The organism is Tepidibacter thalassicus DSM 15285 (assembly GCF_900129915.1).
GTDB lineage: Bacteria > Bacillota > Clostridia > Peptostreptococcales > Peptostreptococcaceae > Tepidibacter > Tepidibacter thalassicus.
In genome coordinates this window covers 1-14,811 of the sequence record NZ_FQXH01000011.1, presented here as the reverse complement: position 1 = coordinate 14,811, position 14,811 = coordinate 1, and the positions used below count along the sequence as shown (strand labels likewise).

The 14,811-nt window shown below is 31.0% G+C and carries 19 protein-coding genes; 18 read left to right on the top strand and 1 reads right to left on the bottom strand.

Annotated elements, in window-relative coordinates:
- Positions 1-122 precede the first annotated feature (122 nt).
- The 18 genes from BUA19_RS06095 to BUA19_RS06010 all read left to right on the top strand — a co-directional run bounded on the left by BUA19_RS06095 (position 123) and on the right by BUA19_RS06010 (position 13,541).
- Entirely contained in the window at positions 123-800 is a 678-nt protein-coding gene (locus BUA19_RS06095; protein WP_084601968.1) for a ZIP family metal transporter, read from the top strand.
- A gap of 13 nt (positions 801-813) precedes the next feature.
- The gene (locus tag BUA19_RS06090) at positions 814-1,863 is read left to right on the top strand and encodes an L-threonylcarbamoyladenylate synthase (RefSeq protein ID WP_072724749.1); all 1,050 of its coding nucleotides are present in this window, start codon (positions 814-816) and stop codon (positions 1,861-1,863) included.
- A 13-nt stretch (positions 1,864-1,876) separates the two neighbouring features.
- The gene (locus tag BUA19_RS06085; RefSeq protein ID WP_072724747.1) at positions 1,877-2,347 is read left to right on the top strand and encodes a low molecular weight protein arginine phosphatase; all 471 of its coding nucleotides are present in this window, start codon (positions 1,877-1,879) and stop codon (positions 2,345-2,347) included.
- 60 nt (positions 2,348-2,407) lie between these two features.
- Positions 2,408-2,857, top strand: coding sequence for a ribose 5-phosphate isomerase B (gene rpiB / locus BUA19_RS06080; protein ID WP_072724745.1), 450 nt, complete (start codon positions 2,408-2,410; stop codon positions 2,855-2,857).
- 23 nt (positions 2,858-2,880) lie between these two features.
- Positions 2,881-3,510, top strand: a complete 630-nt coding sequence (upp, locus tag BUA19_RS06075) for a uracil phosphoribosyltransferase (RefSeq protein WP_072724743.1) — start codon at positions 2,881-2,883, stop codon at positions 3,508-3,510.
- Between the two features lie 108 nt (positions 3,511-3,618).
- On the top strand, positions 3,619-4,107 hold the full coding sequence (locus BUA19_RS06070) for a deoxycytidylate deaminase (protein ID WP_072724741.1): 489 nt from the start codon (positions 3,619-3,621) through the stop codon (positions 4,105-4,107).
- Between the two features lie 75 nt (positions 4,108-4,182).
- Positions 4,183-5,223: a glycosyltransferase family 4 protein gene (locus tag BUA19_RS06065; protein ID WP_072724740.1), complete on the top strand. Its 1,041-nt coding sequence runs from the start codon at positions 4,183-4,185 to the stop codon at positions 5,221-5,223.
- Between the two features lie 9 nt (positions 5,224-5,232).
- Positions 5,233-6,366 (top strand): non-hydrolyzing UDP-N-acetylglucosamine 2-epimerase, encoded by a 1,134-nt coding sequence (gene wecB, locus BUA19_RS06060; RefSeq protein ID WP_072724738.1) that lies wholly within the window; start codon positions 5,233-5,235, stop codon positions 6,364-6,366.
- Positions 6,367-6,553: 187 nt separating this feature from the next.
- Positions 6,554-6,784, top strand: a complete 231-nt coding sequence (locus BUA19_RS06055) for an AtpZ/AtpI family protein (protein ID WP_072724736.1) — start codon at positions 6,554-6,556, stop codon at positions 6,782-6,784.
- Positions 6,785-6,788: 4 nt separating this feature from the next.
- Positions 6,789-7,181 (top strand): ATP synthase subunit I, encoded by a 393-nt coding sequence (locus BUA19_RS06050; protein ID WP_072724728.1) that lies wholly within the window; start codon positions 6,789-6,791, stop codon positions 7,179-7,181.
- Between the two features lies 1 nt (position 7,182).
- Positions 7,183-7,896: a F0F1 ATP synthase subunit A gene (gene atpB, locus BUA19_RS06045; RefSeq protein WP_084601966.1), complete on the top strand. Its 714-nt coding sequence runs from the start codon at positions 7,183-7,185 to the stop codon at positions 7,894-7,896.
- 67 nt (positions 7,897-7,963) lie between these two features.
- On the top strand, positions 7,964-8,221 hold the full coding sequence (gene atpE, locus BUA19_RS06040) for an ATP synthase F0 subunit C (RefSeq protein ID WP_072724727.1): 258 nt from the start codon (positions 7,964-7,966) through the stop codon (positions 8,219-8,221).
- A 64-nt stretch (positions 8,222-8,285) separates the two neighbouring features.
- Positions 8,286-8,795, top strand: a complete 510-nt coding sequence (gene atpF, locus BUA19_RS06035; protein ID WP_072724726.1) for a F0F1 ATP synthase subunit B — start codon at positions 8,286-8,288, stop codon at positions 8,793-8,795.
- A complete protein-coding gene (locus BUA19_RS06030; protein WP_072724725.1) occupies positions 8,783-9,325 on the top strand; it encodes a F0F1 ATP synthase subunit delta in 543 nt (180 codons plus the stop codon). The genes atpF and BUA19_RS06030 overlap by 13 nt, the downstream gene beginning before the upstream one ends.
- A gap of 16 nt (positions 9,326-9,341) precedes the next feature.
- Complete coding sequence (gene atpA / locus BUA19_RS06025; protein ID WP_072724724.1) at positions 9,342-10,844, top strand: F0F1 ATP synthase subunit alpha; 1,503 nt, start codon at positions 9,342-9,344, stop codon at positions 10,842-10,844.
- A gap of 24 nt (positions 10,845-10,868) precedes the next feature.
- Positions 10,869-11,720: an ATP synthase F1 subunit gamma gene (gene atpG, locus BUA19_RS06020; RefSeq protein ID WP_072724723.1), complete on the top strand. Its 852-nt coding sequence runs from the start codon at positions 10,869-10,871 to the stop codon at positions 11,718-11,720.
- Positions 11,721-11,732: 12 nt separating this feature from the next.
- Complete coding sequence (gene atpD / locus BUA19_RS06015) at positions 11,733-13,130, top strand: F0F1 ATP synthase subunit beta (protein ID WP_072724722.1); 1,398 nt, start codon at positions 11,733-11,735, stop codon at positions 13,128-13,130.
- 6 nt (positions 13,131-13,136) lie between these two features.
- Positions 13,137-13,541 carry a F0F1 ATP synthase subunit epsilon gene (locus BUA19_RS06010; protein ID WP_072724720.1) on the top strand — a complete coding sequence of 135 codons (405 nt, stop codon included), beginning with the start codon at positions 13,137-13,139 and terminating at the stop codon, positions 13,539-13,541.
- A gap of 23 nt (positions 13,542-13,564) precedes the next feature.
- On the opposite strand, the gene BUA19_RS06005 is transcribed toward BUA19_RS06010, so the two are convergent.
- Positions 13,565-14,494 carry a hypothetical protein gene (locus tag BUA19_RS06005; protein WP_072724718.1) on the bottom strand — a complete coding sequence of 310 codons (930 nt, stop codon included), beginning with the start codon at positions 14,492-14,494 and terminating at the stop codon, positions 13,565-13,567.
- Positions 14,495-14,811 lie beyond the last annotated feature (317 nt).

The following is a 14,811-nucleotide window of genomic DNA, read 5'->3' as shown; positions in this document are numbered from 1 at the left end:
TTTAAAGTCCCATGTTGTTTTAAAGCAATATTGGGACTTTTTCAAAATGATTTATTTTGAGGTATAATTTTTTGAAGTCTCTCATAAAAAAGTATAGATAATTTTTTATGGGGGATGAAAGTATGTTAAAAATTGCATTGATAGGTTTTTTATCTGGTATAGTAGGTACTTTTTTAGGTGGGGTTATATCTATTATATTTAGAAATAAAGTGGATAAATATTTATTTTTTTTTATGGGTATAGCTGGTGGGATTATGTTGTCTGTTGTTACATTTGATTTGCTTTTTGAGGCGATGGATGAAATAGGGGTTGGATTGACTGTAATATTTACTTTTTTAGGTGTATTATTTAGTATGATGATTAAAAGTTTTATTCGCTTTGATGGTATGCTAAAAACAGGTTATTTGATATTTTTAGGTATACTTTTTCACAATTTTCCAGAAGGTTTAGCTATTGGGTCTTCTTTTTTATTAAAAGAGTCTTTGGGGTTTACTTTGGCAATAGTAATTGGGATACATAATATTCCTGAAGGTATTGCCATGGCTTTGAGCCTTATAAAAGGGAAAATGAATATATTGAATGTTATGTTGCTTACAGTATTTGCAGGAATTCCTATGGGGATTGGAAGTTGTATTGGTGCATATTTTGCAGAAAGTTTTAAGTGCGTTGTCGGTGTTTTTTTAGCCATGGCTGCTGGGACAATGCTCTATATTACTTTAGAAGAAATATTTCCAAATTCAAAAACTATCTATTCTATAATTGGTTTTTTATTGGGGATAGTAATAGTGAAAGTGTTTTAGAAAAAAAGAGGTGATGGAATTGAAAAATACTTTAGTTTGTAAGATAGATAAAGATAATATAGATATGGAAAAGATAAAGGAATTTGCTAATATTTTAAAAAACGGTGGAACTGTTATATTTCCAACTGAAACTGTATATGGTTTAGGAGCTAATGCATTAGATGAGGAAGCATCTAAAAAAATATATGAAGCTAAAGGGAGACCTAGTGATAATCCTTTAATAGTACATATTGCAGATAAAGAAGATGTGTACAAGTTAGCTTTAGATGTAGATGAAAGAGCAAAAATTGTTATGGATAAATTTTGGCCAGGTCCATTAACTGTTGTTTTGAAGAAAAAAAGCATAGTACCTAGTACAATTAGTGGGGGACTTGATACTGTTGCTATAAGAATGCCTTCTCATCCTATAGCTTTAAGTTTGATAAAGGAAAGTGGAGTTGCTGTTGCTGCTCCTTCTGCTAATATATCGGGAAGACCTTCTCCGACTGATGAAGAAAATGTATTAGAGGAAATGAACAAAAGAGTTGATGGTATAATACTTGGTGGAAATTGCAATATAGGTTTGGAATCTACAGTATTAGATTTAACTGGGGATATTCCTATGATACTTAGACCTGGTGGAGTGACACTTGAAGATTTAGAAAAGACTTTAGGAAAAGTTGAGATTGATCCTGCTATATTAGAAAAAAATGAAAATATAATAGCTAAAGCTCCGGGGATGAAATATACGCATTATTCTCCAAAAGCGTCTTTGTGTATAGTTTTTGGAAAAAAAGAAAATGTAATAGATAAAATAAACTTTTTAGTTGATGAGGGAACTAAAAAAGGGCAAAAAATTGGAGTGATGTGTATTGATGAAAATGTATCTAAATACAAAGGTGAAGTTATAGGATTAGGAGAAAATTTAGGTGAAGTAGCGTTTAATTTATTTAAAGTTTTAAGAGAAATGGATAAAAGAAATGTTGATATTATATATTCTGAATCATTTGATAAAATTGGAATAGGACAAGCTATAATGAATAGATTATCTAAAGCTGCTGGATATAAATTTATACAGGCTTAAGGAGGGGATAATTATGAAAATAGTATTTGTATGTACAGGTAATACATGTAGAAGTCCTATGGCTGAAGCTTTTTTAAAGGATATTATAAAGAAAAAAGGAGAAAATATAGAAGATTACTCTATTGTTTCAGCGGGCATTTCAACGCTTGATGGACTAAAAGCTTCTGAGAATTCGATAGTAGCATTGAGTGAATATGATATAGATATAAGAGAACATAAGAGCAGAGCTCTTACAAAGGATTTAATTGAGGATGCAGATTTAATACTCACTATGGGAAAAACTCATAAGGAAATAATACTAAAGTATTTACCGGATTATGAAGGGAAAGTATTTACTTTAAAAGAATTTTTAGGAGAAAAAGATTTTGATATAGCTGATCCTTATGGAGGAGATTTAGATATATATAAAAATACAGCTAAAGAAATTAATTATTATGTTGAAAAACTTGTTGAAAAAATTTTAAAAGAAAAAAAGGAAAATTAGATTTAGTGTCGAATTATTATTAGGTTTATATTTTTTAAAAAAATTTTGGAGGTGAGCATTTTGAAAATAGGAATTGGTAGCGATCACGGTGGATATAACTTAAAAGAAGAAATAAAAAAGCATTTGGAATCTAAAGGGCATGAAGTTGTTGATTTTGGGACTGATTCGATAGAATCAGTTGATTATCCTGATTATGGTTTGGCAGTAGCTGAAGCTGTTGTCGACAATAAAGTTGAATTGGGAATAGTTTGCTGTGGAACAGGAATAGGAATATCATTAGCTGCAAATAAAGTCCCTGGAATAAGATGTGCTGTAGTTTCTGATGTGTTTTCAGCTAAAATGTCTAAAGCACATAATAATGCAAATATGTTATCTTTGGGAGAAAGAGTAGTTGGAAGAGGACTTGCTCTTGAAATAGTTGATGCTTGGCTTGAAACATCATTTGAAGGAGATAGACATTTAAGAAGAGTTAATAAATTAACTGAAATTGAAAATAAATATTTAAAATAAAAGTAAATGAGGGAGGCTGCAATATGTCAAAAGTTGTTATTATGAATCATCCGTTAATTCAACATAAATTAACTCTTTTGAGAGATAAAAATACTGGTTCTAAGGATTTTAGAGAATTACTAAAAGAAGTTGCGATGTTAATGGGATATGAAGTAACTAGAGATTTGACTTTAGAAGAAATTGAAATAGAAACTCCGGTTGTAAAGACAAAATCAAAAGTACTATCTGGTAAAAAATTAGGGATAATACCAATACTTAGAGCTGGATTAGGTATGGTAGATGGAATACTTCAATTAGTTCCTGCTGCAAAAGTTGGACATGTAGGTTTATATAGAGATCCAGAAACTTTAAAACCAGTTGAATATTACAGCAAGCTTCCTGCTGACATACATGAAAGAGATATTATTATTGTAGATCCTATGCTTGCAACTGGAGGGTCGGCTGTTGCAGCCATAGATGTTTTAAAACAAAGAGGAGCTAAAAATATTAAGCTTGTAAATTTAGTAGCTTGTCCAGAAGGTATTGAAGAAGTTGAAAAACACCATCCAGATGTTGATATATATGTTGCTGCAATAGATGAAAAATTAAATGAACACGGATATATTGTTCCAGGGCTTGGAGATGCTGGAGATAGGATATTCGGAACTAAATAATGAAAATAAGCGTATCTTTGATGCGCTTATTTTTTCTTTTATTGTAATTAAATATTAAAGGTAATATAATAAATAATGTAGTGACCTTAATTATGAGGAGGAATTTTTGTGCAGAGAAGAGATAAGCATAATTATTATTTAGATATAGCACAGACTGTTTTAGAAAGAGGTACATGTTTTAGGAGGAATTATGGAGCTATTATCGTAAAAAATGATGAAATAATATCTACGGGATATACTGGTGCTCCGAGGGGAAGAAAAAACTGTACTGATTTGGGATTTTGTATAAGGGAAAAGATGAACATACCAAGAGGGCAAAATTATGAAAAATGTCGAAGTGTTCATGCAGAAGCGAATTGTATAATTTCTGCAAGTAGGCGTGATATGATAGGTTCTACGCTTTATTTGGTAGGAAAAGATATGAAAACTAATGAGTTTGTTGAGAATGCAAATTCATGCGCTATGTGTAAAAGGATGATAATAAATGCAGGAATAGAAAAAGTGATAATAAGGGACAATAATGATGAGTTTAGGATTATAAATGTAAGTGATTGGATAGAAAATGATGATTCTTTAACAGAGAATATGGGGTATTAGTAATTTTTTGACGATTGACAGTAGATGTTCGTTAATATAAAATTACGTTGATAAATTAAATTTGAGGTGAAAAAAATGGATAGAATGATTATAGCGCTGGTTTTATCTTTTGGCATTTCCTATTTTTCAACTCCTTTAGCTATAAAATTAGCGCATAAATTAGGAGCTATAGATATACCAAAGGATGACAGAAGAGTACATAAAAAGCCAATTCCAAGACTTGGTGGTATTGCTATATTTTTAGGTTTTTTTATTGCTTCTATTTTTCTTGTGAAAATAAATGTTAAAATGATTGGAATATTTCTCGGAGCATTTTTGATCGTGGGTATGGGTATAATTGATGATATAAAAGAAATAAAACCAAAAATTAAACTAGTAGGTCAAATAATAGCAGCTGTTGTAGTTATTATATGTGGAGTGAAAATAGAGTTTATAACAAATCCATTTATTAAAGGAATTTCTTATTTAGGTATTTTATCAGTTCCTATTACTATATTTTGGATAGTGGGAATTACAAATACGGTGAATTTAATAGATGGACTTGACGGTCTTGCAGCAGGAGTATCTGCAATATCAGCTATGACTCTTGCATTTGTTGCATATATAAATGGTGGAGAAAATAGTTTTTATATTTGCATTATGCTTTTAGCTTTAGCTGGTGGAGCTTTAGGTTTTTTACCGTATAATTTTAACCCAGCAAAGATATTTATGGGAGATACAGGATCGTTGTTTTTGGGGTATGCTTTATCAGTTATATCAATTGAAGGAGTTATAAAATCGGCAGCAGCTCTTGCAATTACTATACCTATATTGGCTTTAGGGCTTCCTATATTTGATACGACATTTGCAATAATAAGGAGAAAACTAAATGGAAAACCTATTATGCAAGCTGATAAAGGACATCTTCATCATAGGCTTTTAAATAGAGGATTAACTCAAAGACAAACAGTGCTTATATTGTATTCGATAAGTTTGTTTTTAGGTATTAGTGCTGCTTTAATATCTGGAAGTAGTTTGTTTAAAGCAGTATTTATATTAGCTTTAGATGTAGTATTTATATATTATGGAATAATAAGGTTGAGACTTTTATTTTCAGATGATACTGAAGTGGAATAGGGTGATAAAATGAGTAATATAAAGGTTATGACGGTATTTGGAACAAGGCCTGAAGCGATAAAAATGGCTCCTCTTGTGAAAAAATTAGAAAAAGATGATAGGTTTGAATCGGTAGTATGTGTTACAGCACAACATAGAGAAATGCTTGATATGGTATTGGATTTGTTTAATATAGATCCTAAATACGATTTTAATATAATGAAACACGGACAAACAATAACAGATATAACTAATAGAGTATTAAAGGATTTAGAAAGAGTAATAATAAATGAAAAACCGGATATTTTACTTGTACATGGAGATACTACAACAACTTTTGCAGCATCTCTTGCTGCTTTTTATAATAAAGTACCGGTAGGTCATGTAGAAGCGGGACTTAGAAGTGGAAATATTTATTCTCCATATCCAGAAGAAATGAATAGAAGGCTTACAGGAACTATAGCTAGTATTCATTTTGCACCAACTGTTGGAAATAAAGAAAATTTATTGAGAGAAAATATTGAAGATGAAAAAATATTTATTACAGGAAATACAGTAATAGATGCACTTTTATCTGTGGTAAATAATGATTATAAATTCAATGATAGAAAAATAGAGAATATAGATTTTGAAAATAAAAAGGTAGTACTTTTAACTTGTCACAGAAGAGAAAATTGGGGTAAACCTATGGAAGATATATTTAGGGCAGTTAAAAGAGTAGTACTTGACAATGAAGATGTAGAAGTAATATTTCCTATGCATTTAAACCCAAAGGTTAGAGATACTGCAAGAACTATAATGGGAGATATAGATGGGATACATTTAATAGAGCCTCTTGATTATGAACCTTTTGTGAATTTGATGAACAAGGTGGACTTAGTGTTAACCGATTCAGGTGGTATACAAGAAGAAGCTCCTTCTCTTGGAAAGCCAGTCTTAGTTCTCAGAACTGAAACTGAAAGACCAGAGGCGGTTAGAGCTGGGACTGTAAAAGTTATTGGTGTAAATGAAGAAGATGTATATACATCTATGAATATTTTATTAAATAATAAGGAAGAATATTTAAAAATGGCACAAGCTATAAATCCTTATGGTGATGGAAGAGCTTGCGAGAGAATAGTTGAGTATTTAATAAAGTATTTCAACGAAAAAGTAGAAAATTAAAAGGATTTTTGAGTTAATAGTCAAAAACAACAAAAAATGACATCTGAAAATGTTTTCCTCAGATTTGATTTTTAAAAAACTGAAATATATAATAAAATTATGCTCATTTTTTAAAAAAGTTTATTATAAAATTAACAAGATACATACATTTGTAATATAATACATAAAAAGTAAATGGAGATGCTTTATGAGTAAAAACAATAAGTGGTTTGAGGCTTTGAGTTATTTGGGTTTGGTATCACAAATAGGTTTTTCGATGGTTATACCCATAGTTGTTTGTGGATACATAGGAGGAATATTAGATGAGAAGTTTAGTACAGGACCACTTTTTTTCGTAGTATTTATAATTTTAGGAATAGGAGCTGCATTTACTAATTTATACAAGATATCTATTTCGGTTTTTAAAAAAAGGAAGTGATCCTTTGAAATCAACTTTGAATACTGTTTTGAATATAAGTAAAATCATTGTAGTGTTAGATATATTGATTGTTATTTTTTTGTTTTTAACGTCTAGTTTTTCAATTGAATTTTTATATGGACTTGTATTTGGGAGTATTATTTCAATTTTAAATTTAAGGCTTTTATCTTTGACAATTGAAAAGGCTGTCACTATGAGTCCAGGGAGTGCACAAGGATACGTTTTTTCAAGGTATATTATAAGGTTAATTTTATCTGCTATAGTTTTAGTAGTATCATTTAAAGCGCCTTATATAAATCCATTGGCAACCATAATAGGTTTGCTTATGCCCAAAATTAGCATAATTTTTGCAAATCTATTTGGGATAGATAAAATATTTAGAGGAAAGGAGGCATAAAATGAATCTCGGTCCTAAGATTATATTTAATTTTACTATTCCAGGTCTTAATATCCCGGTAACTATAAGTGAAACTATAACAACAACTTGGGCTATTATGCTTGGACTTACATTGTTTGCTTACTTTGGAACAAGAAGACTTGAAAAAATCCCAAGGGGATTTCAAAATTTTGTGGAATTACTAGTAGATGGATTATATTCAATAGTAAGACAAACTATGGGAGAAAAGAAAATGAGATTCGCCCCATATATAGGAAGTTTGTTTTTATTCTTTGCGTGTTCAAACTTAATAACTTTAACAGGTATTTTTGGAAAATCACCTACAACAGATCTTAATACAACACTTGCATGGGCTTTAATAACATTCTTTATGATTCAGTACAATGGGATTAAGAGCAAAGGGATTGTAGGGTACTTAAAAGGATTTTTACAACCAGTACCTGCATTATTACCTCTTAATATAATTGGAGAATTAGCCAATCCAATTTCGTTAAGTTTCCGTCCATTTGGTAATATACTAGGTGGATCAGTTATAATGGCTCTTTTATATCAACTGCTTTCGTATTTAAGTACAAAGATGGTGGGTATACCGATATTTGCAGTTGGTATTCCAGCAGTACTTCATATTTATTTTGATTTATTTTCTGGAGTACTTCAAGCATTTATATTTATAATGCTTACAATGGTTTTTGTTTCGAGTGCAATTGATGAGTAAAAAAGCAAAAATTTAAAATTAAATAAATAAAAAAATACATAAAATAATATTTAAGGAGGAATTTAAAATGGAAAAAGCGATAGTATTAGCAGGTTCAGCTATAGGAGCAGGTTTAGCAATGATAGCAGGTATAGGAGCTGGTATTGGACAAGGTTTTGCAGCTGGTAAAGGTGCAGAAGCTGTTGGGAAACAACCAGAAGCACAAGGAGATATAATAAAAACTATGCTTCTTGGAGCAGCTGTTGCAGAGTCAACAGGTATTTATGGTCTAGTTATTGCTATAATCCTTTTATTTGTTAACCCATTTATTAAATACTTTATGTAATATTAGGAGATGGGATCCATCTCCTAATTATAATGATTAGTGGTTGACAGAAGGGAGGATTATAATGGGATTTCAAAATGTTGTTAATTTAGATTGGCAAGCAGTGCTTCAAATTGCAAATACAATTATAATGTATTTAATTTTGAAAAAACTTTTATTTAAGCCAGTAACAGAATTTATGGCGAAAAGAACTGCTGATATAGCGAAATCTTATGAAGAAGCTGAAGAAGCAGTTAAAAAAGGAGAAGAATTTAAAGCAGAATATGAAGCTAAGATAAATTCTGCTAAACAAGAGGCTCAAGAAATTATAAGGCAAGCTTCTAAGAGAGCTGAAGAGAGAGCTGAAGAAATAATCAAAGCTGCTCAAGAAGAAGCAGTGAGATTGAAGGAAAGAGCTCATAAAGACATAGAAAGAGAAAGACAAAAAGTTATGAATGAAATTAAAGATGATATATCATCTTTAGCAATACTTGCAGCTTCTAAAATTATAGAAAGTGATATTGATGAAGCTAAGCATACAAAATTAATTGATAACTTTATAAAAGAGGTAGGGGAAGCTAAATGGCAAAATTAGTTGCTAGTAGATATGCTAATGCCCTATTTGAAGTTGGAATTGAAGGAGATAAATTAGATATTTTAAATGAAGAGTTAAAAGCTGTAGTTGATATATTTAAAGAAAATGAAGATTTTTTAAATATACTTAAAGCTCCTTTAGTTTCTAAGGAAGAAAAAAAGGTATTAGTTGAAAATGTTTATAAAGATAGAGCTTCTTTAGAGATGTTGAATTTTTTAAAAGTATTAATAGATAAAGGTAGAATAGGAATAATATATGAAATATTTGACGAGTTTAAAGTTTTAATGAACGAGAAAAACAATGTATTAGAAGCAGTTGCCGTTACTGCTGTTCCTATGAATGAAGATATGTTAAAACAGTTACAAGAAAAACTTTCTAAAATCAAAGGTAAAAACATACTACTTAAGAATGAAGTTGATAAAAGTGTTTTAGGTGGAGTGCTTGTAAAAATGGGTAACGAAGAAATAGACGGCACGTTAAAAACTCGTTTAGAAAAATTACAAGATAAATTATCTCAAATAATAGCTTAGGAGGGCGGTGAAACCCATGAATTTAAGACCGGAAGAAATTAGCTCAATTATAAAAGAACAAATAAAAAAATACGAAAACAAATTAGAGCTTACAGATGTTGGTACAGTTATTCAAGTTGGAGACGGTATAGCTAGAGTTCATGGACTTGAAAAATGTATGGCAGGAGAGCTTTTAGAGTTTCCAGGTCAAGTTTATGGAATGGCATTAAACCTTGAGGAGGATTTCGTAGGAGCCGTTTTACTTGGTTCTGATGAAAATATTAAAGAAGGCGATACTGTAAAGAGAACAGGTAGAATAGTTGAGGTTCCTGTAGGTGAAGCTTTACTTGGAAGAGTTGTAAATGCATTAGGTCAGCCTATAGATGGCAAAGGACCTATAGATACTGATAAATTTAGACCTATTGAAGCAGAAGCTTCAGGTATAATTGCGAGAAAGTCAGTTCATGAACCATTACAAACAGGTATTAAGGCAATTGACTCTATGATACCTATAGGTAGAGGACAAAGGGAACTTATAATAGGAGATAGACAAACAGGTAAAACTTCTATTGCAATTGATACAATAATAAATCAAAAAGGTAAAGATGTTATATGTATATACGTTGCTATAGGACAAAAGCGTTCAACAGTTGCACAAATAGTTGATAGATTAGAAGCAAATGGTGCAATGGATTATACAATAGTAGTATCAGCTACTGCATCAGAACTTGCACCACTTCAATACATGGCTCCATACTCAGGATGTGCTATGGGTGAAGAGTTTATGTACAATGGAAAGCATGTACTTATTGTATATGATGACTTATCTAAGCATGCTGTTGCTTATCGTGCAATGTCATTACTTCTTAGAAGACCACCAGGACGTGAAGCGTATCCAGGGGATGTATTCTACTTACATTCAAGATTACTTGAAAGATCAGCTAAATTATCAGATGAATTAGGTGGAGGATCTATAACTGCTTTACCGATAATTGAAACTCAAGCAGGAGACGTTTCTGCGTATATACCAACTAACGTTATATCTATAACAGATGGACAGATATTCCTAGAGTCAGAATTATTCTACTCAGGGGTAAGACCTGCTGTTAACCCTGGTATTTCAGTATCAAGGGTTGGAGGTAGTGCTCAAATTAAACCTATGAAGAAAGTTGCAGGAACATTAAAACTTGCTTATGCACAATATAGAGAGCTTCAAGCATTTGCTCAATTTGGTTCTGATCTTGATGAAGATACAAAGGCAAGACTTGCTCAAGGGGAAAGAATAGTTGAAATACTAAAACAAGGAGAAAATGATCCTATACCTGTTGAAAAGCAAGTTATGATTATATACGCTGTAACTAATAAGTATTTAGTAGATATTCCTGTAAAAGAAATTAAGAGATTTGAACAAGAATTCTATAAGTTTATGGACGAAGTTCATCCAGAAGTTGGTAAAGCGATACTTGAAGGTAAAGATTATGAAGAAGGATTGAAAAATGCCATAGAGGAATTCAAAAAGAGATTTAAAATTGAAGAGTAATCCTCTTTGTAGGAGGTGAATAATATGGCAGGCGTTGGAATGAAAGATATAAAAAGACGTATGAAAAGTGTTACTAACACTAAGCAAATCACTAAGGCCATGGAACTTGTAGCTTCTGCTAAACTTAAAAGAGCAAAAGAAAAAGCAGAAGCTTCTAGACCTTATTTTGAAACTCTTTATGCTACTATAAAGAAAATAGCTCAAAATACAAAGGGAGTTCAAAGTATATATTTAGAAAAAAGAGAATCTAAAAACAAGTGTTATATTGTTATAGCAGGAGATAGAGGGCTTGCAGGTGGTTATAATTCAAACGTCTTAAAAACAGCAGTAAATCATATGAACGGTAGTAAAGAAAATATTATAGCTGTTGGTAAAAAGTCAATAGATTTCTTTAATAAAAGAGGATACAAATTATTAGGAGAAATTACTGGAGTTGAAGATTTAAGTTATTCAGATGCTCGTAAGATTGCAGATATTGCAATAGATGCATATGAAAATAAAGAGATAGATGAAGTATATCTTGTATATACAAAGTTTGTGTCTACTTTAACTCAAGAACCTAAAGTTTTAAAATTACTTCCGCTTTCTTTTGAGGAAGAAAAGGAAAGTAAAAAGGGAGAAGTAATAGAATTTGAGCCTTCTGAAGAAGTTGTACTTGATTTTATAGTTCCTAAATTCATATCGGGCTCTATATATGGAGGAATTGTTGAGTCTTCAGCTTCAGAACAAGGAGCTAGAAGAACAGCTATGGAATCAGCTACGGATAATGCTGATGATATGTTAGCTAAACTTGAGTTAAGTTATAATAGAGCAAGACAAGCTTCTATTACTCAAGAAATATCAGAAATTGTTGCAGGAGCAGAGGCGTTAAAATAAGGAGGTATGAAAATGCCAGAAAAAAATGTAGGTAAAGTGGTTCAAATAATTGGACCAGTACTAGACATTAAATTTAGCAATGAAAGTTTACCAAATCTTTTAAATGCAATTGAAATAAATCATGAAGGAAAAAGAATAATAGCAGAGGTAGCTCAACACATAGGAGATGATACTGTAAGATGTATCGCTATGAGTTCAACTGATGGACTTATTAGAGGTATCGATGCTGTGGATACAGGAGCACCTATATCTGTTCCTGTAGGAAAAGATACATTAGGAAGAATATTTAATGTTTTAGGAGAGGTTGTTGATAATAAGCCAGCTCCTGAAAATGCACCAAAGATGCCAATACATAGAGAAGCTCCTTCTTTTGAAGAACAAGAAACAGCTACTGAAATTTTGGAAACAGGAATTAAGGTAGTTGACCTTATAGCACCTTATGCAAAAGGTGGTAAGATAGGTTTATTTGGGGGAGCTGGAGTTGGTAAAACAGTTTTAATAATGGAGCTTATAAATAATATAGCTAAGCAACATGGTGGTCTTTCAGTATTCGCTGGAGTTGGAGAGAGAACTAGAGAAGGAAATGACCTTTATAATGAAATGATTGAATCTGGAGTTATTGATAAAACAGCTCTTGTTTATGGACAGATGAATGAGCCTCCAGGAGCGAGAATGAGAGTTGCATTAACTGGGCTTACAATGGCTGAGTACTTCAGAGATCAAGAAGGACAAGACGTTTTATTATTCGTAGATAATATATTCCGTTTTACACAAGCAGGTTCAGAGGTTTCTGCACTTCTTGGACGTATGCCATCTGCGGTTGGATATCAGCCAACATTAGCTACTGAGATGGGTGCTCTTCAAGAGAGAATTACATCTACTAAGAAGGGGTCTATTACATCAGTACAGGCAGTTTATGTTCCAGCAGACGACTTAACTGACCCAGCACCAGCTACAACATTTGCTCACCTTGATGCAAAAACAGTTTTATCAAGACAAATAGCATCACTTGGTATATATCCAGCGGTGGATCCACTAGATTCTACATCTAGAATATTAGATCCAAATATAGTTGGAAATGATCATTATGAGGTAGCTCGTGGAGTGCAATCAGTACTTCAAAGATATAAAGAACTTCAAGATATAATAGCAATACTTGGTATGGATGAGTTATCTGATGAAGATAAATTAACAGTTGCTCGTGCAAGAAAAATACAAAACTTCTTATCACAACCATTTAGTGTTGCAGAGCAGTTTACAGGTATGGCTGGAAAGTATGTACCACTTAAAGAAACTATAAGAGGATTTAAGGAAATACTTGAAGGTAAACATGATGATTTACCAGAATCAGCATTCCTTTATGTAGGTACAATAGATGAGGCAGTTGAAAAAGCTAAGAAGGGAGCGTAGGTAAAAGTGGCAGGTGAATTTGCTCTAGAAATAGTTACTCCCGATAAAAAGTTTTTTGAAGGAACTGCAGAAATGGTAGTTGTTAGAACTACAGAAGGTGATGTTGGTATACTTAAAAATCATGCAAGTTATGTAGCACCACTTGATGTAGGAGTATTAAGAGTAAAAAAAGAAGGCGTATTTAAAGAAGCTGCTATTGCAGGTGGTTTCATACAAGTTGATAAAGAAAAAACTACTATATTAACAGAAACTGCTGAGTGGGCACATGAAATAGATTTACAGAGAGCTCAAAGGGCAAAAGAAAAGGCAGAAAGCAAGTTGAAAACTACTAATGAAAAGGATTTGAGATTAGTAGAGTTTAAACTAAAAAAAGCATTGAATAGAATTAAAGTTGCTCAAAAGAAGGACTAGATGTAATCTAGCCCTTCTTTTTTTTATTCTTTTTTATCAATTATTTGATTTATATTCTCTATTGCAATAGGTGCTTTTATTTTCATTAATTTTAAGTCTTTATTTTCTATTGATTTTTTTAAGTCTTGTAGTGAAAATTTAAGTTTTAAAAATTTTTCTTTATCTTTTGAATACATATCTGCTTTGGAATTGAGTATTTCTGAGGTGTTGGTTAAAGTTTTTATGGATTCATCGAAGTTATTCATATTAGCTAATAGTATTGCTTTTCTAATGGAATATTTCATTTTATCAATATCATTATTTTTAAGAGTTTTAAAGTAATTTTTAAAGTCTGATATATATTTTGTTAAGTTGTTAGAGTATATCAATGAGTTAAATATATCGTAGTTAGAAATAGATGTTGTTAAGAGGTTTAAATTGTTTTCGAAGTTTTCTATATATTCTTTTTCTATTGGAACTTCGTTCATTTTTGCTTGAAGATTATTCCATTCCCTGTGAATATTAAAGAGGTCTTTTTTTATATCTAGCCAATAGTCCTCTAATTTATATTTTAAATCTTCTTGATCGAGTTTGTTTATCTCTTTAATATCTTCTGCTTTTAGAGCTGTATAGATATTTGTATTTTCTATAAATGAAGATATTTTTACTTTTTCTTTTTCTATTTCTTCTTCTGTTTTTTTTCTATCTTTTTCTGAAAGTCTATCATTACTTACATCTGATAATTCTTTTTCCTTTTGATAAGCTATTTGGTCTAATTTTTTCTTTTCTTCTAATGCCTTATTTACACTTGGTATTAAGTCTATTTTTGCCATTAAAGTAAGTATATCTTTTTGAAGTGTTGATAAAACTTCGGGTTCTTTAGGTGTAGTGTTTTCAGATTTTTTTTGTTCGGTTTTAGTACATCCGTTTAAAAGTAATAATAATGATAATACTATAATCACAGTTTTTTTCATAGAATCAGCTTTATAAAATCTATAAAAATCTAAATAAATATATAAAAATTATAGATTTTATTCATACACTCAATATTTTTACAAATATTAGTGTACATAATAGCATATCTCTACAATGCTATACCGCAAGCCAACGGTACTTTTATTCACCTCTCTTTTTTTTATCAAGCAACTAATTTTCCAAAATGAAAATGTAGAGTAGTTACTTGATTTATATTTTTATAATTCAATGTTTTATTTTTATTGTGTTTATTAAAAATATTAATACTTGAATTAATATCCCTATCTAGTGTCATACCACACGTACACTTATAAAC